The organism is Plantactinospora endophytica, from assembly GCF_016862915.1.
In the GTDB taxonomy this organism is placed as follows: Bacteria; Actinomycetota; Actinomycetes; order Mycobacteriales; family Micromonosporaceae; genus Plantactinospora; species Plantactinospora endophytica.
The window spans coordinates 284,536-306,027 of record NZ_BONW01000042.1; the positions used below are offsets into that span (position 1 = coordinate 284,536).

Sequence of the window (21,492 nt, forward strand, 5' to 3'; positions counted from 1 at the left end):
CTGGCGTCAGTTGTCAGTACCTGCCGAGGTCCTGCCACGGGCCGTTGGCATCACCCGGCTGCTGGTTCCGGGTCCACCACCTGGCCTTCCAGGTGTGGCCGTTGTGCGCGACCGTCTCGCCGCCGGTGTAGACCCAGGACGCGGTCCAGGCCCGGACACCCGCCCCGGCCGCCGGAACGAGGACACCCTGCTCCTTCCACGCGCCCGTCGCAGTGCTGCCCGGCTTCTCGTTCTGCGTCCACCACTGGGCGACGTAGATCGCCCCGTCGTAGGACACCTGGTCGCCAGTGTTGTACGCCTTCTTCGCGTCCCAGGCCGGAACCGCCGGCTTCGGTTCCACCAGCGTGAAGGTCACGGTCGTGACGTTGCCCGCCACGTCGTACACCTTCAGCTCGTTCGCCCCGAGCACCGCACCGAACACCCCGGGCTGCACCCCGTTGAGGTCGGAGTAGGTGTTGTCGGCCAGATCCTTTTCGACCCCGTTCACGGTGAGCCTGTCGACCTTGTGCTCGTCGAACAGCTTGAACGACACCACCTCGTACCCGACCGCAGCCGTGCCGACCGTCTCGGTGGCGCCGTCCTTCACCGTCACCGTCGGGGCGGTGACGTCCAGCAGGAAGGTCAGCGTCGTGACGTTGCCCGCCACGTCGTACACCTTCAGCTCGTTGGCGCCGGCCTTGCCGCCGAACGTGCCCGGCTTGACCCCGTTGAGATCGGAGTAGGTGTTGTCGGTCAGGTTCTTCTCGACCCCGTTCAGGGTGAGCTTGTCGACCTTGCCGGCGTCGAACAGCTTGAACGAGACGTTGCTGTAGACCCCGTCCCTACCCTTCGACTCCGGCTTCACCGTGATCGTCGGAGCGGTCCTGTCGGGCCCGGCCGGGACGGAGATGTCGGTCCGCATCGCCGGCAGCTTGGCCTCGTCACCCAGGTAGAAGCTGGCGAAGCCGATCTGGTCGTAGCCGGTGTTCTTGTTGGCCACGCCGTTGCGGTACATCGGGTCGTGCATCAGCGTACGGATGCCGTACTCGGTCGGCGACAGGGTGGTGACGATGGCCAGGCGGTTGCCGCTGGCCCGGAGGACGAGTTCCTCGCGCCAGTCTCCGAGGAGGTCGGCCTTGAGTGTGGGAGTGCTCTTGTTGCCGGTCGACGTCAGGCCGGTCGCGAGATACGGGGTGGCCGCGAAGGTCAGGTCGTCGATGCTGTTGATCGTGCTCCCGTTGACGCCCATGTGCGTCAGGCCGCCACCGAACCAGATGGCGTTCTGGCCCTGTGCGATGCCCCGGGCACTGGCTGTGGTCGCCAGGACCTCGCCGGTGACCATACTCCTGACATCTCTCGACGCGCCCGCCGAGCCGCCCTGCGCGCCCGGCCAGCGGTTGGAGTAATTGCCGGCCACGCTTCCCTCGTCGTCGCTGCCGGCGTAGACGCCGTAGACGAGCGAGTTCTCGTAGACGACCTGGCCCTGCGCGTTGCGGCGCTTGCCCTTCATCGGATCGTAGCCCGCCGGACCAGGGATCCAGCCGCTGTGCACGCCGGTGCGCAGATCATCCAGAAGGTGCTCCTCCATGCCGGACCACTCGCGGATGTTGTTGTCCTTGTCGACCGGCAGCAGCGCGCTGCGGTCACCGTGGCGGAACGGAGCCCAGACGTTGCGCGGGTTGTTCCGGACCGCGTCGGTCGCGAACTCGAAGGTGCCGGCCACCGGCGGGACGCTGTTCTGCCCCTCGATCGTGGGCATGACGTCGCCGTTGAGGACCTTCGGCAGGATCTTGGTCTTGTCGGCGTTCAGGCCGAGGACCATGGCCTTCAGCACGACCTCGTCCCAGCCGTCACGATCGAGGTCGGCGGAGGTGGTGAAGTGGTTGCCACGGTTCTGGTAGTCGTAGGCGCTGCCGCCGAGCGACCAGTACTGCGGGTCGGCCGAGTCGAAGTTGGCCTGGAGGTGGACCTGGCCGTCCACGATGTTGAATGCGGCGAGGGTCGTCCGGTGGTAGTAGCCACGCTGGGAGACGGCGTACTTGTTGACTCCGTCGAGGGCTGCCACGACACCGACGTAGCGGTTGGGGCGGTTGCCCTGCGCGTCACCGTACGAGGCCGCCTTCCAGGGGTGTTCGAGCCAGTAGACCTCCGACTGGGCCAGGATCTGTGCCTTGTAGTCGTCGGTGGAGCTTCCGGCGCCGGGCCCGGGGAAGGCCAGGTACGAGTAGTTGCCGCGCTGGGACGCGGGCGTCATGGCCCAGTTCTCCCCGTCGACGCTGGCCTCGTACGGGAACGGGTATCGCTCGCTGTCCATCAGCTCGCCCTTGCCCGTTTCGGCGTCCCACTCGAAGGCCGAGAAGAACTCCTGGTCGTCCTTTGCGGGGCCGATCGGGCCGACGTGGTAGGTCTTGATCCACCGCTTCACCGCCGGATCGTTCGGGCCGTCGTTGCCGCCGCCGACCGTCGGGCTGCGGTAGGCGATGCTGAAGCTGTTCAGCAGTGACCAGTAGGTGTCGAGCGCAGCGGTGTTGCCCGCGGCGAAGTACTCCTTGAACTTGTCCGTGGTCGTCTTCAGGCCGTCCTCGCCGCCCACGACGGTGCCGAGGGTGTCGGGATACACGACGGACTGCGACGCTTCGTCCCAGTTGCCGATCCGGGTACCCAGGCCGGTCTTGAGCATCAGCTCGGCCTTGCCGTCACCGTCGAAGTCCTCGGCGAACAGGGTGGTCTCGTGGTCGTTGGCCGCCCTGACGTTGTAGCCCATGTCGACGCGGAACAGCATGGTCCCGTCGAGCTTGTACACGTCGATGTATTCGGGGGCGGTCGTGGTGTTGCTGCCGCCGAAGATCGGCTCGGAATACATGGGATCCTGCTGGTTGCTGCGCCACTTGACGACGATCTCGTACTCGCCGTCGCCGTCGAAATCGCCCACCGTCATGTCGTGGGTGGAGTAGGCGCTGCTCTGCGACGTGTGGATCGCGCCGGTGCTGGTCTTCGCGTAGGGAAGCGACGTGCCGGCGTCCAGGTTCTCCACGTACTTGATGAACTCGGCTTCCAGCTCGTCGTACAGCGCCTTGGTGATCTTGCCGTTAACGAGCGAGTTCGTCAGGGGCCGACCGGTGGTGTAGGTGGCGACGCCGAGGGCGTTGGGGGTCGTGTTGCGCTCGTTGAGCCTGGCGACCCAACCGTCGAGCTGCTCCTGGGTCACGGTCGCCTGGTCCTCGTACGCCACCCGGAACGCTCGCAGCAGATCCATGTCGACGACGTACCAGTTCTGGTTTCCCGTACCCGGGATGACCATGCTGGCCGCGTTCATGTTGGTACCCGGGCCGAACCGCTGGCCACGGTAGGTGAAGTGCGCGAGCGGTACGGGAGCCGGTGCGGGCTTGAGCGGGATGTAGGTCGCGGCACCCCGGTCGGCCTGGCCTGTCTGACCGGGAAGGGCCGACAGCATGGGCACGCTCATGCCCTGCCTCTTGCCCTCTACACCGTCGATGACCGGAGCGACCTCGTAGACGGAGGTGAGAACGCCGCCCGGGTCGGTGTAGTTGGACGGGGTGACGTCCTCTTTCACAATGCCGGGGTTCGTGTCGTAGTCGCTCTCCGGCTGAACGTCCCGGGGCGCGATCGTGGTGATTCTCAGGAAGTCCGCATCGCCGTCTTTGCGGTAGACGTTCCAGGAGATGCCGTCAGGTTCGTTGCCCAGGAAGCGCCAACTCAGCAATACGCCGTTCGGGGTCTGGGCGGCCACCAAGCCGCGGGTCAGATACTCCATCTGGCGCAAATTGGACGCAGGAGCAGCGCTCGAAGCCGGAGAGCTGATGCCGAACAGGGACAGGCTCACGGCCAGCGTCAGGGGCAAGGGTACGAGTTTACGTAGTGTATTTCGCACTTTTTGTTCTCCATCTCGCATCGCCCGACGTTGGGCAAGCGCTTTCCAGCATCCTGCCGCCTGCCGCTCCGTCGCGCAAGATCCAAATCCGTGCCGCGATCGGCGTCTCGTCGGCGCCCCCGAGCAGGCCACGAGCGGCCCGGGGAACGTTGCCATCCCCGGCCCGGACCACGAGTTCTGCCTAACCCGCCACCGCTGATTCACCGTTTCCCCCAGGGCGGCGGTGAAAGTTGTCGACGGACAGCCCGACGCCATGGCGGCCACCGCCGTCGATGCCCGCTGGCGGGACCCACCACGGCACCAGGGAAACGATTTCGTCACCGACGCAACCGCAGGACCCCGCCCCACCGTTGCCGAAGTGAAGCCCAGTACCCCTGCCGGCGTCACTGTCGCAGCCGAGCCACCGACTCGAAGGAGGGAGTGACGTCGTACCGCGTCGCCGTCGGCACCCGACCCGACCCCACCCGCACCGGCCCACCCGGCACCCGCACCAACGCCAGCCGGCGACCAGGCCGCCGAACTCGTACACGGAGGAGCCGAACCGTGACCGTCAACCTGTTCGACGACCCGTCCTGCGAATGCAGCCACAACGGCCAGTCGCACCCGTACAGCATCCACACCGCCGACGCCTGCACCAGCAACGACTTCTACGGACTTCCGTGCGCCTGCACCAGCTTCCAGCCGATCAAGGACTACCCGGCCGAGGAATGGCGACCCGAGTGACCTGCCCGGCCGGGCGTCGCCGGGAAGCACGGGGATCGTACGTCGACCGCCCTCGAAGACGGTCCTCCGCCGACCGCAACGAGTTGGCCGATCCGTTGCCTGTGGCAGATGACGATCGCTGCTGGCCGCCGGCACTACCAGAGCAAAGTCCGCCATCACGTGAACCGACCGTCCAATATAGACGGGAAGCTGACGTGGAGAAAATGGCTCCCGGTGCGGCCAGGGTCCACATGCCTGCCGAAGTCCCGCGCGTGCTCGACGGAAAGCCAACCAATGCGGGAGAACGGCTCTCGGCTGCGGCGGACTCCCACTCCCCCGACCGTCAGGTCGACCAACCCGCACCACAGGTCGCGTGGGTTCTACGTAGCTATCGAGCCCGCAAGACACCTGCGGGTGCCCCGACCGGCGCGAGCCGAGCGCAGCCGCAGCCTGTCCAGCCCCTCCGGGGCGTACCAGCCGTTGTTGCGATCCTCGCCCGGCGCGAGGGCCGAGCGCAGCCCGTACATCTGTGGGGCACAACGACGAGCACGGATGACGAACCTGGTTGCCGGCACCCATAAATGGGGGGTTCGGGGGGAGGCTCAACACTCCATAGACAAAGCTTAAAGCCCCGACCAGCATTTCTGCTGGTCAGGGCTTTTTGTTTGTCGGGACGGCCGGATTCGAACCGACGACCCCTTGACCCCCAGTCAAGTGCGCTACCAAACTGCGCCACGTCCCGCTGCCAACGCCTGGCTCACCGTGCGACAGCCGGTACAGCGTAGCGCAGGACGCTTTCGTACGCGCAGCGGCCTACCCGTCCCCCGTAACCCGTACCCGCCCCGTTACCGCCCGCACCACCCCTACGCCATCCTAGGAAGATAGGCAACAGGGTGGGGCGGGGACTCCCCGCGCCCGGCGGAGTACCTCGGGCACGGGAAGTACGAGTGGATCAGCCGTGTGCCTTGCCTCGGCCGCCGGCACCGACCTTCTTGCGGGGGCGTACGGACACCTCCACCGGACTGCCCGCGAAGCCGAACTCCTCGCGGAGCTTGCGCTCGACGAAGCGCTGGTAGCCAGCGTCCAGCGGACCGGTGGTGAAGAGCACGAAACGCGGTGGGCAGGTACCCGCCTGGGTGGCGAAGAGCACGCGCGGCGCCCGGCCGCCCCGCACCGGGTGTGGAGTCGCCTGCACCAGTGCGGTGAGCCACTGGTTGAGCTGTCCCGTCGGGATCCGGGTCTCCCAGCTCGCCAGCGCGGTACGCAACGCCGGGGCGAGCTTGTCCACCGCCCGCCCGGTCTTCGCCGACAGGTTGATCCGGAGCGCCCAGGGGATGCGGCGGAGTTCCCGCTCGATCTCCTTGTCCAGGTAGTACCGCCGGTCCGCGTCGACCAGGTCCCACTTGTTGAAGGCGATCACCAGAGCCCGGCCGGTCTCGGTGACCGTGGTGAGGATCCGCTGGTCCTGCTCGCTGATCGGTTCGCTGGCGTCGAGCAGCACCACCGCCACCTCGGCCGCCTCGATCGCGGCGGCGGTACGCAGGCTCGCGTAGTACTCCGTGCCGCTGGCCTTGCCAACCCGCTTGCGCAGCCCGGCGGTGTCCACCAACTGCCAGACCTCGCCGCCGATCTCGACCAGACTGTCGACCGGGTCGACAGTGGTGCCGGCGACCGAGTCGACGACCGCTCGTTCCTCCTTGGCCAGCCGGTTCAGCAGGCTCGACTTGCCGACGTTCGGCCGGCCGACCAGCGCTACCCGGCGGGGACCGCGCGGGCCGGCCTCGGTGATCGGCGGCGCGTCCGGCAGCGCCTCGAGGATCGCGTCGAGCAGGTCGCCGGCGCCCCGGCCGTGCAGGGCGGAGATCGGCCTCGGCTCGCCCAGCCCGAGCGACCATAACGAGGTCGCCTCGATCTCCACGGCCGCGTTGTCGGCCTTGTTCGCGATCAGCAGCACGGGCTTGGCGCTGCGCCGCAGCATGCGTACCGCAGCCTCGTCGACGTCGGTGGCCCCGACCGTGGCGTCGACCACGAACAGCACCACGTCGGCGGTGGCGACCGCGTTCTCGGCCTGTGCGGCGATCGCGGCGGCCCGGTCCTTCGCGTCCGGCTCCCAGCCGCCGGTGTCGACCACGGTGAACTGCCGCCCCGACCACTGTGCGTCGTACGGGACCCGGTCCCGGGTCACCCCGGGCGTGTCCTCCACCACGGCCTGGCGGCGGCCGATGATCCGGTTCACCAGCGTCGACTTGCCGACGTTGGGCCGCCCGACCACCGCCACCACCGGCACCGGGCCGGTCGGCTCACCCTCGTCGTCGATATCCGGATCACGCAGCTCGACCCAGCCGTCCCCCGCGTTCACGCCGCCTCCTCGCCCCGCCGGGTTCGACCCCGGTCCATCACCTCACCGATTCCGCCGTACCGCCGGGTCACTGGCCCGGCCGCCGTCCGGTGAGCAGGTCATGCAGCCGGGCGACGACCTCGTCGATGCCCAGCGAGGTGGTGTCCAGCACCACCGCGTCCGGAGCCTGCCGCAGCGGGTCGGCTGTCCGGGTGGAGTCCAGCCGGTCCCGCCGGGCCAGGTCGGCCGCAGTCGCGGCGAGGTCGGCGGCGTTCTCCGTGCTGCGCCGCTGCGCCCGCGCCTCGGCCGAGGCGGTCAGGTAGACCTTGAGGTCGGCGTCCGGCGCCACCACCGCACCGATGTCCCGGCCCTCCACCACGATCCGGCCGGCCGCCTCGATCATGCGCCGTTGCAGTGCGACGAGCAGTTCCCGGACGGCGGGCACCGCCGACACGGCGGAGACGGCCGCCGTCACCTCCGGGCCCCGGATCTCCCGGTCGACCGCGACCCCGTCGGCGGTCACGCTCGGTGCCTCCGGATCGACCCCAATCTTCAGGTCGGTCTCCCCCGCCACCTTGGTCACCGCCTCGGCGTCCTGCGGGTCCACGCCGGAGCGCAGCACCGCCCAGGTGACGGCACGGTACATCGCCCCGGTGTCGAGGTAGCGGGCGTCGAGCGCGGTCGCCAGCCGCCGGGACACGGTGGACTTTCCCGAACCGGACGGGCCATCCACGGCCACCACACATCGCCCGGTCCGTACCTTTTCCGCCACCGTTCCTCCTCCACCGCTCCCTGGGCGATACGCCCGGCACTGCCCAGTTTCGCGGGCAGCCAGCCGTGGCGGCGCGCCGCGTGTCGCTGTCCATCATGCCCCGTCCGCCAGACCCGCCCGCGCCCGACACCGGAGGCGGGAACCACCGCCGGATCGGCCCGGACCGCCAGCGCGCCGACCGACAACTCCGGCAAGGCCGCCCTCAGCGCCGACCGACGCCTCCGGCGAGGCCACCGTCAGCGTCCACCGACGGCGGCCAAAGCTACGTCGGTGGCCAAAGCTACCGACCGCGACCTCTCCGGAGATCAGCCTCCGCCGCACCGCGATCAGCTTCGCCGCACCACGACAAGTCTCGCCGTACCGGGGGTCACTATCGCCGTACCGGGGTCAGTCGGCGACCGCCTTGAACAGCGCGGCGATCTCGGCGTTGGTCAACCGACGGGTACGCCCGGGCCGCAGGTCGCCGAGCCGGATCGGCCCGATGGCGGTACGGATGAGCCGGGACACCGGGTGCCCGACCTCCTCCAGCAGCCGCCGGACGATGTGCTTGCGCCCTTCGTGCAGGGTCAGTTCCACCTGGGCCGTCCGTCCCAGCGTGTCCACCAGGCGGAACTCGTCCACCCGGGCGACGCCGTCCGACAACTCGACCCCGGCCTTCAACCGCCGTCCCGCGCTGCGCGCCAGCGGTCCCGCCACCTCGCACAGGTACGTCTTCTGCACCCCGTACGACGGATGCATCAGTCGGTGCGCCAGTGTGCCGTCGTTGGTGAGCAGCAGCAGTCCCTCGCTGTCGGCGTCGAGGCGACCGACGTGGTAGACCCGCTCCTCCACCCGGCCGAGAAAGTCCGCCAGCGCGGTACGGCCCTTCTCGTCCGCCATCGTCGACACCACGCCACGCGGCTTGTTCATCGCCAGGTAGACCAGTCGGGTGTCGGTGACCAGCCGCTCTCCGTCGACGAAGATGACCGCGGTGGCCGGGTCGACCTTGTCGCCGAGTTGGGCGACCCGCCCGTCCACGGTGACCCGGCGCCGGAAGATCAGGTCCTCGCAGGCACGCCGGGAGCCGACGCCGGCCGAGGCGAGCACCTTCTGGAGGCGTTCCACGCCGGGGGCATCGGAATTGTCATCGCGGGGCATCGGCTATCTCTTCCACGTCGTCGGGCAGGAACGGGGCCAGCGGCGGTAGCTGGGTGACGGTGTCCAGCCCGAGTTTCTCCAGGAACAGCGTGGTCGTCCGGTACAGGAAGGCACCGCTTTCCGGCTCGGTGCCGCACTCCTCCACCAGACCGCGAGAGACCAGGGTACGGATCACCCCGTCACAGTTGACACCCCGGATGGCCGAGATCCGCGACCGGGTCACCGGCTGCTTGTAGGCGACCACTGCCAGTGTCTCCAGTGCCGCCTGCGTCAACCGGACGGACTGCCCGTCCAACACGAACCGTTCGACGTAGGCCGCGTATTCCGGCCGGGTGTAGAGCCGCCACCCGCCAGCCGCCCGGCGCAGCTCGAAGCCGTGCCCGGCCGCCGTGTAGCCGGCGGCCACCTGGGCAAGTGCCGCCGCGATCCGCTCGGTCGGCTGCTCCAGCACCTGGGCCAGCACGATCTCCGTGACCGGCTCGTCCACCACCAGCAGGATGGCTTCCAGGGCGCCGCGCAGCTCGTCGTCGTCGATCAGCGCCAGCGCCGTGGCCTGCCGGCCGGCACCGCCGCGCACCGGCGCCGCCGCCGGCTCACGGTCCGCCTCCCGCGCAACATCCTCGGGTACGCCCACCGCCTGCACCGGCCCCGCCGGCTCCTCGGCCGCCGGCTCCTCGGCGTCCGACTCCCCGGCCTCCGACCCGTCGGCCTCCAGCCCTCCGGCGTCCAATCCCCCGGCGTCCGAGCCCTCGGCCTCCAGCCTTCCGGCGTCCGACCCCTCCGCGTCCGGCTTCCCGGCCGCCAGATCCTCGGCCTCCGGCTCCCGCACGGGCTGCTGCCCGGCCATCGCCAACCCGGCCGGGGCGAGGTCGTCCGGCGGCACCGTGCCCAACTGCTCGGCCGACGCCCCGGCGGACTCCTGGACGACCGGCGTCTCCCGCCGCTCCCCAGCCGAGCCCGCCCCTTTCCCCGCACCGCCTCCGATCGCACCGGCACCGCCGTAGACCGGACCGGCACCGCTCTTGACCGGACCGGCACCGCTCTCAACGGGACCAGCACCGCTCTCGACCGGACCGGCACCGCTGTCGACAAGATCGGCACCGCTCTCGACCGGACGAGCACCGCTGTCGACGGGACCAGCACTGCTCTCGACCGGACCGGCATCGCTCTCGACCGGACCAGCACCGCTCTCGGCCGGATCGGCGGGGTCGTCAGTGGTCTCGGCAGGGGCCTGCGGCGACCGCGGGCCGGCCGGCCGCTCCCACGGTGGCACCCAGGCGGCCGCCTGCTCGGCCAGGGAGTCGGGCCGCTTCTCGCTGGTCACCCTGCTTCCTCCTGCGTCTCGTCACCGCTCGCCGACCCGTCGGGCTCCGCCCCGGCCCGGCCACCCTCGGCATCCTCGGTCGGCACCGCGTCCTCGGCCGGTACCGCCGGCTCCTCCTCGCCGGCCGGGCGGTCCGGTGGGGCCGGCGCGCCCGCGTACTCGTCGATGTCGAGTTCGGCGCCGCCGTCCTCGGGACCGGTCCACCGTACGGTCAGCTCGCCGAGCGCCTCCACCTGGGCGAACCCGACCAGGCCCTCCCGGTACAGCTCCAGCAGGGCCAGGAACCGGGCGACGACCTCCAGCGTGGAGTCGCAATCGGCGCACAGCACCCGGAAGGTGGCGATACCGGCCTGGCGGAGCCGATCGCGCAGCAGCGCGGCGTGTTCCCGGACACTCACCCGGACCATGTGCACGTGGTCGATGGAGACGATCGGCGCCTTCTTCGGGGTCATCGCCCTGACCGCCAGCGCGGCGAGCCGGTCCGGCCCGATCCCGAGCACCAGGTCCGGCAGCGCCTCGGCGTACCTCGGCTCCAGGGCGACCGCCCGGGGATAGCGGCGGGACCCGACCGCCTCCAGTTCGGCGATGTGCCCGGATGCCTCCTTGAACGCCTTGTACTGCAACAGCCGGGCGAAGAGCAGGTCCCGGGCCTCCAGCAGGGCGAGATCCTCCTCGTCCTCCACCTGGGCGGCCGGCAGCAGCCGGGCAGCCTTCAGGTCGAGCAGGGTCGCGGCGACGACGAGGAACTCGCTGGCCTCGTCCAGGTCCCAGTCGTCCCCCATCGCCCGGATGTACGCGATGAACTCGTCGGTGACCCGGTGCAGGGCGACCTCGGTCACGTCGAGCTTGTGCTTGCCGATGAGCTGCAACAGCAGGTCGAACGGGCCGGTGAAGTTCGCCAGCCGTACGGTGAAACCACCCGCCTCGGCCTCGACCCCACCGTCGACGTCGGTGTCGACATCGACCGGCGAGGGGTCCGGGCCGGTCGGCGGCGGCTCGGCGGCCTCCGGGATCGGGTCCGGTACGGCCGGGGAGGTGGGCGGGGAACTCACCCGACGACCGTAGTCCACCGGTTCCGGACCGTCAGCCACCAGCGTCGCCCCGGTACCGTCACTCACCCGATGATCCTCAACCCGGCGGGCACCGAACCGGGCCCGGATGGAACGAAACGGGAGACCTGCGGCAGTGGCCGGCCCGGCCTCCCGGAGTTACCGCTCGGCCTGTGCGGCGATCACCTCTCGGGCGAGCTGGCGGTAGTTGCGGGCGCCGGACGACGCCGGGTCCAGCGTGGTGATCGGCGCACCCGCGACCGTGGACTCGGGGAACTTGACCGTCTTGGTGATCACCGTCTGGTAGACCTTGTCGCCGAACGCCTCCACCACCCGCTGCAACACCTGCCGGCAGTGCGTGGTGCGGCTGTCGTACATGGTGGCCAGGATGCCTTCCAGCTCCAGATCGAAGTTGAGCCGCTCCCGGACCTTGTCGATGGTGTCCAGCAGCAGGGCAACGCCCCGGAGGCTGAAGAACTCGCACTCCAGCGGGATCAGCACGCCGTCCGCCACGGTGAGGGCGTTGATGGCCAGCAGGCCCAGCGACGGCTGACAGTCGATCAGGACGTAGTCGTACTCCTTGCGGATCGACCTGAGCACCCGGGCCAGCGCCATCTCCCGGGCGACCTCGTTGACGAGCTGGATCTCGGCGGCCGAGAGGTCGATGTTGGCCGGCAGCAGGTGCAGCCCGGCGACGTCCGTCTTGATCAGGACGTCCTCGGCGGTGACGTCGTCCTGCATCAGCAGGTTGTAGACCGACAGGTCGAGGTTGTGCGGGTTGACGCCGAGGCCGACCGAGAGCGCCCCCTGCGGGTCGAAGTCGACGAGCAGCACGCGGCGGCCGTACTCCGCGAGCGCGGCACCGAGGTTGATGGTCGTGGTGGTCTTGCCCACCCCGCCCTTCTGGTTGGCCATCGCGATGATCCGGGCCGGACCGTGCTGGTCGGTCGGCATCGGCTCGGGGATCGGCTTGCGGATCGTGTAGGCCGCCGGGTCGGCCGGCCCCAACTCGGCACCGAGGTCCAGGGCGGACTGCTGCTCGCGCAGGCTTGAGGTCCACGCCTCGGCACGGTCAGCGTTTCCAGCCATGTCCTCGTACGCCCCCTCCCGACGACTGCCCGGCGTCGGAGCCGAACGGTGTCCTGTGCGGCGCCGCCGCGAACCTCGATTGCCGCCTCACGAGGCCGCGCCAGTTCCCGACTCTACGCCACGTCGCAGCACCGTAGTGGGCACCGTATCGGCGTGTCGAACCGGTGGCCGACCGCCGCCGGCCGAGCGGAACCGGAGCACGGCCCGACACTACCGCGACGGCCGTCGCGGCGACATCGCCCGGTCATCCCAAGGCCCGGGGGTGCGCGGTCGCGTACACCTCGCGGAGCCGTTCGACGGTGACCAACGTGTAGACCTGGGTGGTGGTCACCGAGGCGTGCCCGAGCAGTTCCTGCACCACCCGTACGTCGGCGCCGCCGTCGAGCAGGTGGGTGGCGTACGAGTGCCGCAGGGTGTGCGGGGAGACCGCCCGTGGCCCGTCCACCGGCAACCCGGCCCGGCCGGCGGTACGGCGCAGGATCGTCCAGGCGCTCTGCCGGGACAGCGGTCCACCCCGGGCGTTGAGGAAGACCGCCGGCACGCCCCGGCCGGCGGCGGCCAGCGCCGGCCGGGCCCGGACCAGGTATGCCCGCACCGACTCGGCGGCGTACCCGCCGACCGGCACCAGCCGGCTCCGGCCGCCCTTGCCGTGCAGCAGCACCGAACCGTCGGTCAGGTCGAGGTCGTCGACGGCCGCTCCGACCGCCTCGGAGATCCGGGCGCCGGTGCCGTACAGGAATTCGAGCAGGGCCCGGTCCCGCAGTTCCAGCGCGGCCCGGGGTCCGGTCGCCTCGACCGCTCCGGCGGTCTCCAGCAGCCGCACCACCTCGGTGACGTCCAGCGCCCGGGGCAGCCGCCGGGGCGGGACCGGCGGGCGTACGTCCCGGCTCGCGTCCTGGCCGACCAGGCCCTCCCGGACCGCGAACCGGTGCAGCCCGCGGACCGCGCTGGCGGCCCGGGCCGCCGACGCCGCCGCCAGCGGCGGACGGCCGTCCTCCCCGGCCCGCAGCCGGGCCACGTGCCCGGCGATCTCGGCCGGCCCGACCGCCGCGAGGTCCTCGACCCCGCCGGCGGCCAGCGTCGCCAGATACCGTTCCAGATCCCGCCGGTACGACGTGAGCGTGTTCGTCGACAGTCCGCGCTCGACCGTCAGGTGGTCGAGGTAGCCGCGCACCGCACGCCGCAGGGCCGGCGACGGCTCGGGCCCGTCACCGGTCGGCTGCGGCTGCCCGCTCAGACCGGTCCCCCGCCGTCTCGACGGTGCCTCATCTCCAGGACGTCCGGTCAGCCGAGGACGTCGGCCAGGGGCAGGGTGCCCATGCCGTGCGCCTCGGCGACCGGGCCGTAGGTGACCTGTCCGGCGTGCGTGTTCAGCCCGAGCGCGAGTGCCGGGTCGCGGCGCAGCGCCTCCCGCCAGCCGTGGTTCGCCAACTCCAGGGCGTACGGCAGGGTGACGTTGGTCAGCGCGTACGTGCTGGTGTGCGGGACGGCACCCGGCATGTTCGCCACGCAGTAGAAAAGCGAGTTGTGCACCGGGTAGACCGGGTCGTCGTGGGTGGTCGGCCGGGAGTCCTCGAAGCAGCCGCCCTGGTCGATCGAGATGTCCACCAGTACGCTGCCGGGCTTCATCCGGGAGACCAGCTCGTTGCTGATCAGCGTCGGCGCCTTGGCCCCCGGCACGAGTACCGCGCCGATCACCAGGTCGGCGTCGAGCACGGCCCGCTCGATCTCGTAGGTGTTCGAGGCGACGGTCTGGAGGTGGCCCCGGTAGATGGCGTCGGCCTGCCGCAACTGTCCGACCGCCCGGTCCAGCAGCAGCACCTCGGCCTGTAGGCCGAGCGCGATCGCGGCGGCGTTCCGGCCGGAGACCCCGGCGCCGATCACCACGGTCTTCGCCGCGTACACCCCGGAGACGCCGCCCATCAGCACTCCGCGCCCACCGCCGGAACGCATCAGGTGGTACGCGCCCACCTGCGGCGCCAGCCGGCCGGCGACCTCGGACATCGGGGCGAGCAGCGGCAGCGAGCGGTCCGGCAGTTCGACGGTCTCGTACGCGATCCCGGTCACCTTCCGGTCGAGCAGCGCGTCCGTGCACGCCTTGGAGGCGGCCAGGTGCAGGTACGTGAAGAGCACCTGCCCCTCGCGCATCCGGTGGTACTCCTCGGCGATCGGCTCCTTGACCTTGAGGACCAGTTCGGCGGCGCCCCACACCTCGTCGGCGTCGCCCAGGATGGTGGCCCCGGCGGCGGCGAACTCGGCGTCGGTGATCGACGACCCCGCCCCGGCGTCGGACTCCACGAACACCTCGTGGCCGGCACGGACGAACTCGTGCACCCCGGCCGGGGTGATCGCCACCCGGTACTCGCGGTTCTTGACCTCGCGGGGAATTCCGACCTTCACGATCCCGACACCTCTCTCCGGGGCTACCGGCCCCCGGCCGCGCGACGCGCGGCGGCTCCGTTGCCACCGCGGTCCACCGTCCCGCCCGCGGAAGTCTAGGACCGGGGCGGCGTGCCGGCAGCCAGCATTGTGACAGCGGGTAACCGGCAACCTTGACGGTATGTCAGGCGTCGCCGTCCGGCGAACCGGGCAGGAGTTGCCGTCCCCGGTTGCCGTCCCCGGTTGCCGTCCCGGACGGGCCGCCGCCCGCCGCCCGCTCGGATGCCGGCTGCGGATGCCGGATCGAGCAGCGGGGACGGCGGCGGGTGTCAGGGCAGTGGCGAGTCGGCGGCCCGGAGCCCCGCCCAGCCACGGTCCCGGGCCCGGGCCGCCGCGAGCACCCCGGCGACGCAGGCCACGTTGGTGATCTCCCCCGCCAGCGCCATCGACACCGCCTCGTCCAGGTCGACCCGGACCACCTCCAGCTCGGCCTCCTCGTCGCGCCGCTGGTGCCGCCGGTCCGCCGGCACCTCGGAGAGGTCCCGGGCCAAGAAGATCCGGATCAGCTCGTCCGAGTAGCCCGGCGAGGTGTGCACGTCCACCAGCAGGTCGAGCCGGCCGGCGACCAGGTCCGCCTCCTCGGCCAGCTCGCGCAACGCACCCGCCGGCAGCGCCTCGCCCGCGACGTCGGTCAGCCCGGCGGGCAGCTCCCAGATCACCCGGCCCAGCGGGTGGCGGTACTGCCGGATCAGCACCGCCCGCCCGCGCTCGTCCAGGGCGAGCACGCCGACCGCCCCGACGTGCCGTACGTAGTCCCGGGACACCATCCGGCCGCCCGGCATCGCGACCTGGTCGGTGACCACCGAGAAGACCTTGCCCCGGAACCGCTCCCGCCGGTCGTGCACCTCGTAGGCGTGCCCGCCGGCCCGACCGTTCACCCGCACACCGCCACCCCGGCCGGTACGGCGGTCACGACGACGACCTGGCCTTCGCCGGCCGGACCTGCCCGTTGCGGCCGGTGGCACCCTCCTCCGCCTCGGCGAACTCCGCCAACTCGGCCCGCTCCGAGGCCGCTGCGGCCCGCTCCGTCGCCAGCGCGGCGGCGGCCTCCGCCTCGCGCGCGGCGGCGACGGTGCCGGTCGGTGGGGCCAGTTCCACCGGAAGCTGGTCCGCCGCCGAGTACCTGACGACCGCGCCGACGAACGCGGCGAACAGCGGATGCGGCCGGGTCGGCCGGCTCTTCAGTTCCGGATGCGCCTGGGTCGCCACGAAGAACGGGTGCAGCTCCCGGTCCAGCTCCACGAACTCGACCAGCCGGCCGTCCGGGGAGGTACCGGAGATGTGCAGACCCGCCTTGGTCAGCGCGTCCCGGTAGGCGTTGTTCACCTCGTACCGGTGCCGGTGCCGCTCGCTGACCTCGGTGTCCCCGTACGCCTGCGCGACCAGCGAGCCCTCGGTCAGCCGCGCCGGGTACGCCCCCAGCCGCATCGTGCCGCCCAGGTCACCCCGGCCGGCGACGATGTCCTCCTGGTCGGCCATCGTGGCGATCACCGGGTGCGTGGCCTTCTCGTCGAACTCCAGCGAGTTGGCGCCGTCCAGCCCGGCCAGGTGCCGGGCCACCTCGATGGTCATGCACTGGAGGCCGAGGCAGAGGCCGAGGATCGGGATGCTGTTCTCCCGGGCGTACCGGGCAGCGCCGATCTTGCCCTCGATGCCGCGTACGCCGAAGCCGCCGGGGATGACGATGCCGTCGACCCCGGCCAGTGCGGCTGCCGCGCCCGAGGCGGTGACGCACTCGTCGCTCGGCACCCAGTGCAGCTCCACCCGGGCCCGGTGGCCGAACCCGGCGGCCCGGATCGCCTCGCTCACCGACAGGTACGCGTCGGGCAGGTCGACGTACTTGCCGACCATCGCCACCCGGACGGTGTGGTGCGGGTGGTGTACCCGCTCCAGCAGGTCGTCCCAGCTCTGCCAGGCGACGTCCCGGAACGACAGCCCCAGCCGGCGCACCACGTAGGCGTCCAGCCCCTCCCGGTGCAGCACCTTCGGGATGTCGTAGATGCTCGGCGCGTCCGGGGCGGCGATCACCGCCTCCCGGTCGACGTCGCAGTAGAGCGACAGCTTGTGCTTGAGCTTGTCCGGGATCTCCCGGTCCGACCGGCAGACGATGGCGTCCGGCTGGATACCGATGTTGCGCAGTTGGGCCACCGAGTGCTGGGTCGGCTTGGTCTTCAGCTCACCCGACGGCGCCAGGTAGGGCACCAGGGAGACGTGCAGGTAGAAGCAGTTGTCCCGACCCAGGTCGTGGCGTACCTGCCGGATCGCCTCCAGGAACGGCAGCGACTCGATGTCGCCGACCGTGCCGCCTACCTCGGTGATCACCACGTCCGGGGTACGGCCGTCCTCGTCCGGGTCGGCCATGGCCAGGATCCGGGCCTTGATCTCGTTGGTGATGTGCGGGATCACCTGCACGGTGTCCCCGAGGTACTCGCCCCGGCGCTCCTTCGCGATCACCTCGGAGTAGATCTGGCCGGTGGTGACGTTCGCCTTGCCGGAGAGCGCCCGGTCGAGGAACCGCTCGTAGTGCCCGACGTCGAGGTCGGTCTCGGCGCCGTCGTCGGTGACGAAGACCTCACCGTGCTGGAACGGGTTCATGGTGCCGGGGTCGACGTTCAGGTAGGGGTCGAGCTTCTGCATCACGACCCGGAGACCCCGCGCGGTGAGGAGGTTTCCGAGGCTGGAGGCGGTCAGGCCCTTACCGAGCGAGGAGGCGACGCCCCCGGTGACGAAAATATGCCTGGTCGTCCGTACTGAAGGGGCCAAGGCCTGCTCCCGTGGTCGTCTGTCGCGGTGGTGCGAACCGGTGTCGGATCAGCGAAATGATCCACGCGATCCACGGGATTCCACGGTAACACCAACCCCGGCCGGGTCGCCGGGCGCACCCGTTTCCGCCGCCGGGACCCACTGCCAGCCCGCTGTGACCCACTGCCAGCCCGGCCCGAGCCGGTTGCCGGCCCGCTGCCGGTCAGCCCGCCGGTACCTCCGCCGACGGCTGCGCCGGCCCGGTTCCGGCTCCGCCGGCCGTCCGGGTGTCGGCCGCGCTCCCGTTCGAGGCGGCACCGCCCGCCACCTTCGTCGCCGTACCGTCGGACGCCTTCGCCGCCGTACCGGGCTTCGCCGCCGTACCGTCCGGTGCCTTCGCCGCCGTGCCGTCGGACGGCTTCGCCGCCGCTGCGGGTTTCTCGGCCGCAGGTGGCGCCGCCGGCTCGCCCCGGACCTCCACCACCGGCCTGCTCCGGGATTCCGTGGGCGAAGCCGTCGGCGGTGGGGACGAGCCCGGGGCCTCGTCGAACGGCCCGGTCGGCGGCATGGTCCGGTCGGCGGCGTGGTCGAGCACCCGCAGCGCGGCCAGGGCGGCCATCGGTACGGTCAGCGCCGCCGCCGCACCGGCGACGTTGAGCGCGGACCCGCCGAGCAGGCCGGCGATCAGCGCGGCGACCGGAATACCGGCCATTCCGGCCCGGATGGCGGGATAGATCCCGAACAGCCGCTTGAGCCCACCCCAGGGACGGAGCAGGGCGAACCACACCAGCACCGCGCCGACCAGCGCGAGGACGGTCAGCGGGCTGCCGGCCAGCGCGGCCAGGTTCGCGGCGCCGGACCGGTGCACGGTCAGCCCACTGGTGCCGTCGCCGACGGCGGTGAGGAACCGGCCGAGGCTGCCCCGCTGGTCGAGCGGTTGCCGCAGGTCCATCACGACGAACCCGATGGTCACCGCCAGGCCCGCGATGGCGGCCCAGGCGAGCCGACCGAGGCTGAGCCAACCGCCGGTGCTGATCGCGGCGGCGATGCTCACCCCGGCGGTCAGCGCGACCGCGCCCACCGCGTCGGCACCCAGGTAGGGACTGCCGACCACGATCACCCCGAGCACGCCGACCAGCACCACCACCGCCGGCCGCCAGCTACGCCGGACGCGCTGGGCCAGCCACCCCGCCGAGAGCAGGCTGCCGGCGATGAAGACCCCGAGCCCGACGGTGCCGAGACCGGCGTACCGGCCGCCCTCCAGCGCGGAGTATCCGGTCACCCCGTTGAGCTGGAGCCTGGCCCCGGTGACCACGTCCGCACCGACGATCACGGCGGCCAGCGCGGCCACGCCGCCCAACGGCCAGAGCGTCCGCTGGTACGCCCGGGCGAGCCGCACCGCAGCGGTGGCCAGGCCGAGCACCACTGCGGTGACCAGGCCGAAGTAGACGCCCGCGTGCTCGCCCCGCCACCACGGTACGGCGTCCGCGACGAGGGCGGCCGGGATCGCCAGCGCGGCGGCGATGAGCAGTACCTCGACCGTCGCGACCACCCGCCGGGGCACCGGGGCGGGCGAGTGCGGACCGGCGTCCCGGCGTGCCCGGCGCAGCAGCGGCAGTACGGCTATCGCGAGCAGGCACTGGAGCCCGGCCAGCAGCAGGAAGAACCACTTGGCCACCTGCTGCTGGGCCCGGGCCTCCCGGTCGGCGTCGGCGGGGGCGCCGATCGCCGTGAGCAGGTCGGCCGGACGTCCCTCGACCACGGCCGCCGGCTGGCCGATGAAGAGCCGCTCCGGAGCCGGCCGGCCGAGCGCCGCCAACGCGGTGGGCGCCAGGTCGACGAGTTGCAGGTACCCGTCCCGGCCGGTACTGCGCGAGGTCAGCCAGCCGCGTCCCCAGCCGGGGCCGTCCGCCACCGCCACGTGCAGTCGGGACGACCGGTCGGTGTCGGAGACCCCGGCCACCAGCACCAGAGACCGCTCGGGTCGGGCGGCCAGTACCCGGGCCAGGCTGGCGTCGGCCTGCCGGGCGGCGGCGGCCCGGACGGCGGGATCGTCGCCGCTGACGGTGCCGAGGTCGATGATGCTCAGCACGCAGGAGGCGAGCAGTTCCTTCGGGTCGGACGGCAGCTCCGCCGCGTACCGGTCGATCCGGCCGGCCGGCCGGGCGGCGGCGATCGCGGCGCCAGGGCCGACCGCGACGGTGCACCGGACCGACTCGGCCAGCGCACCGGGCATGGTGCCCCAGCGCATGCTGTCCTGGTTGTGGGTCACCGTCGCCCGCTGGTCGGGCAGGTTGGCGCTGATCCCGTCCGGCTGCTCGACCTCGGGGTTCAGCACCGGACAGCGCTCCGCGACGACGGTACCGTTCCAGGCCGCGAAGTTGCCCGCACCGAGGGTCTGCCAGCCGTCGACCGGACAGGTGGGCTGCCGGGCCGACCGCACCGACAGGGAGCCGATGGCACCCCGCTCGGCCATCCGCCACAGCGTCGGAGTCGTCTGCGGATCCACGTCCTCCCAGCGCAGCCCCGGTACGCCGGCCAGCACCACGTAGTCGACGGTCTCCTTCGGGGTGCCCGTGGCAGGCCGGACGACGAGCGCGGCAACACCCAGCGCCACCACCGCCGCCGTCAGCAGTACGGGCACCAGCCGGCGCAGCATCAGCCGCGCCCGGCCGACGAGCCGGTCTCCCGGCCGGCCGAGGGTGGCCGACCCCCGCCGGAGTGGTCCGAATCCTCCGCCAGTGCCCCGGACCCGTCCGGCTGTGCACCGGCGGCGCCCGGCGCCACCTCCTCGGGACCGGCCGGAACGCCAGCGGGCACGCCGAGTTCGGCGTAGAGCGCGGCGACGGTGGCGACCGTCTCCGCCTCGTCCGGCCACTGCGCCGCCCGTACCCCGGCCAGCCGGGCCAGCTCGGCCAGCCGGGCGGGATCGTCGAGCAGTGCCCGCACCGCCTCGTCCACCGCAGTCACGTCTCCCGGCGGCACCAGTACGGCCGCCTCGCCGACCAGCTCCGGCAGGCCACCTACGGCGGTCGCCACCAGCGGTACGCCGGCGCCCAGCGCCTCCTGGGCGAAGAGCTGCCGCGCCTCCCAGTCGCTGGTGACCACGGCCAGGTCGGCTCCGGCCAGCAGGTCGGCGACGTCGGTCCGGTGCCCGAGCAGGGTCACCGGGGCCCGGGCCGCCGAGACCCGGGCGGCCAGTTGCAGATAGCTCGGACCACTGCCGGCGACCACCACCACCGGCGGCGGGTCCAGGTCACGCCACCGAGCGGCGGCATCTACCAGCACGTCGTACCGCTTCTGCGGGTGCAGCCGGCCGACCGAGAGGATCAGCGGCTGGTCCGGGGCGACGCCGAACTCGGCCCGGACCGCAGACCTGCTCCGACGTGGCGTCGGCAGCTCGGGCGCGGCGACCGGGGCGAGCCGGGCGTCCCGGGCGCCGAGTGCGGCGGCCCGCTCGACGAGGTCGGCGGAGGCGCCGAGGGTGATCCTGGCCCCTCGGGCCACCACCCGCTCGACCAGCCGGGACACCTGCCCGCGCAGCCCGCCGACGAGTACCGCGTTGTGCCAGGTGACCACGACCGGTGCGGCCGGCCGGGCGAGCACCGCCACCAGTCCGGCCCGGAGCCCGTGCGCGTGCACCACGTCGACCGGTTGTCCGGCCAGCGCCCGGCGCAGCGCCGCAACCGCCCGTACGTCGGCCGGGGTGGGCCGGGCCGGTATCTCCACCGGTACGAACCGGGCGCCGCGGGCGGTGAAGTCGAACTGCTCCTGCGTCGCGGCCGGACCGGCGACGGTGACCGCCAGCCCCGCCCGGACCAGCCCTCGGGCGAGCGAACTGACGTGCTGGCCGACGCCACCGGTGCTGGAGGCGAGCACCAGGAGCACCGAGCCGGGCCGCTCGGCGGCGGCCCCGGTCACCGGATCCCCCATGCCTGCTCGACGGTCGACCGCACGGCTGTCGACCCGGAGTGTCGTGCCGCCCTCCTGCCGGGGCGCGTGGTCGCCGCCAGTCCGGGGCGTGTGGTC

12 protein-coding genes, 1 tRNA gene and 2 pseudogenes are annotated in these 21,492 nt (G+C 71.9%); 1 reads left to right on the forward strand and 14 read right to left on the reverse strand.

Translation table 11 applies throughout. The features are described 5' to 3' along the window. Positions 1-13: 13 nt before the first annotated feature. The gene (locus Pen02_RS36030) at positions 14-3,892 is read right to left on the reverse strand and encodes a rhamnogalacturonan lyase family protein (RefSeq protein ID WP_203870663.1); all 3,879 of its coding nucleotides are present in this window, start codon (positions 3,890-3,892) and stop codon (positions 14-16) included. A 522-nt stretch (positions 3,893-4,414) separates the two neighbouring features. Here Pen02_RS36030 and Pen02_RS36035 point away from each other — a divergent pair. Beyond that, positions 4,415-4,594: a hypothetical protein gene (locus tag Pen02_RS36035; RefSeq protein ID WP_203870664.1), complete on the forward strand. Its 180-nt coding sequence runs from the start codon at positions 4,415-4,417 to the stop codon at positions 4,592-4,594. A 647-nt stretch (positions 4,595-5,241) separates the two neighbouring features. On the opposite strand, the gene Pen02_RS36040 is transcribed toward Pen02_RS36035, so the two are convergent. From Pen02_RS36040 to Pen02_RS36100, 13 genes and pseudogenes are all read right to left on the reverse strand, one after another. Next, positions 5,242-5,315 (reverse strand) — tRNA-Pro (locus Pen02_RS36040). A 210-nt stretch (positions 5,316-5,525) separates the two neighbouring features. Further along, on the reverse strand, positions 5,526-6,932 hold the full coding sequence (gene der / locus Pen02_RS36045) for a ribosome biogenesis GTPase Der (protein ID WP_203870665.1): 1,407 nt from the start codon (positions 6,930-6,932) through the stop codon (positions 5,526-5,528). A 67-nt stretch (positions 6,933-6,999) separates the two neighbouring features. Continuing rightward, the gene (cmk, locus tag Pen02_RS36050) at positions 7,000-7,683 is read right to left on the reverse strand and encodes a (d)CMP kinase (protein WP_203870666.1); all 684 of its coding nucleotides are present in this window, start codon (positions 7,681-7,683) and stop codon (positions 7,000-7,002) included. Between the two features lie 387 nt (positions 7,684-8,070). Further along, positions 8,071-8,820 carry a pseudouridine synthase gene (locus tag Pen02_RS36055; protein ID WP_203870667.1) on the reverse strand — a complete coding sequence of 250 codons (750 nt, stop codon included), beginning with the start codon at positions 8,818-8,820 and terminating at the stop codon, positions 8,071-8,073. Continuing rightward, the gene (scpB, locus tag Pen02_RS36060; protein WP_203870686.1) at positions 8,807-9,667 is read right to left on the reverse strand and encodes an SMC-Scp complex subunit ScpB; all 861 of its coding nucleotides are present in this window, start codon (positions 9,665-9,667) and stop codon (positions 8,807-8,809) included. The genes Pen02_RS36055 and scpB overlap by 14 nt, the downstream gene beginning before the upstream one ends. Positions 9,668-10,140: 473 nt before the next feature. Beyond that, positions 10,141-11,196 (reverse strand): segregation and condensation protein A, encoded by a 1,056-nt coding sequence (locus Pen02_RS36065; RefSeq protein ID WP_372445739.1) that lies wholly within the window; start codon positions 11,194-11,196, stop codon positions 10,141-10,143. A gap of 156 nt (positions 11,197-11,352) precedes the next feature. Further along, positions 11,353-12,282 (reverse strand): ParA family protein, encoded by a 930-nt coding sequence (locus Pen02_RS36070; protein WP_101366633.1) that lies wholly within the window; start codon positions 12,280-12,282, stop codon positions 11,353-11,355. Positions 12,283-12,526: 244 nt separating this feature from the next. Then, positions 12,527-13,519, reverse strand: a complete 993-nt coding sequence (locus Pen02_RS36075) for a site-specific tyrosine recombinase XerD (protein WP_203870688.1) — start codon at positions 13,517-13,519, stop codon at positions 12,527-12,529. Between the two features lie 47 nt (positions 13,520-13,566). Next, entirely contained in the window at positions 13,567-14,682 is a 1,116-nt protein-coding gene (gene ald / locus Pen02_RS36080) for an alanine dehydrogenase (protein WP_203870668.1), read from the reverse strand. A gap of 308 nt (positions 14,683-14,990) precedes the next feature. Beyond that, on the reverse strand, positions 14,991-15,599 hold the full coding sequence (locus Pen02_RS36085) for an NUDIX domain-containing protein (RefSeq protein ID WP_239141859.1): 609 nt from the start codon (positions 15,597-15,599) through the stop codon (positions 14,991-14,993). Positions 15,600-15,726: 127 nt separating this feature from the next. After that, positions 15,727-17,484 (reverse strand): annotated as a pseudogene (gene pyrG / locus Pen02_RS36090) (CTP synthase); the annotation flags it as partial. 202 nt (positions 17,485-17,686) lie between these two features. Continuing rightward, positions 17,687-20,122 carry a hypothetical protein gene (locus Pen02_RS36095; RefSeq protein WP_239141848.1) on the reverse strand — a complete coding sequence of 812 codons (2,436 nt, stop codon included), beginning with the start codon at positions 20,120-20,122 and terminating at the stop codon, positions 17,687-17,689. 119 nt (positions 20,123-20,241) lie between these two features. Continuing rightward, positions 20,242-21,396 (reverse strand): annotated as a pseudogene (locus tag Pen02_RS36100) (glycosyltransferase family 4 protein); the annotation flags it as partial. Positions 21,397-21,492 lie beyond the last annotated feature (96 nt).

Coding starts and splice junctions, on each gene's coding strand:
- Pen02_RS36055 (WP_203870667.1), bottom strand. CDS start 8,820: ATGCCCCGCGATGACAATTCCGATGCCCCCGGCGTGGAACGCCTCCAG.
- scpB (WP_203870686.1), bottom strand. CDS start 9,667: ATGGCCGGGCAGCAGCCCGTGCGGGAGCCGGAGGCCGAGGATCTGGCG.
- Pen02_RS36030 (WP_203870663.1), bottom strand. CDS start 3,892: ATGCGAGATGGAGAACAAAAAGTGCGAAATACACTACGTAAACTCGTA.
- Pen02_RS36070 (WP_101366633.1), bottom strand. CDS start 12,282: ATGGCTGGAAACGCTGACCGTGCCGAGGCGTGGACCTCAAGCCTGCGC.
- Pen02_RS36095 (WP_239141848.1), bottom strand. CDS start 20,122: ATGCTGCGCCGGCTGGTGCCCGTACTGCTGACGGCGGCGGTGGTGGCG.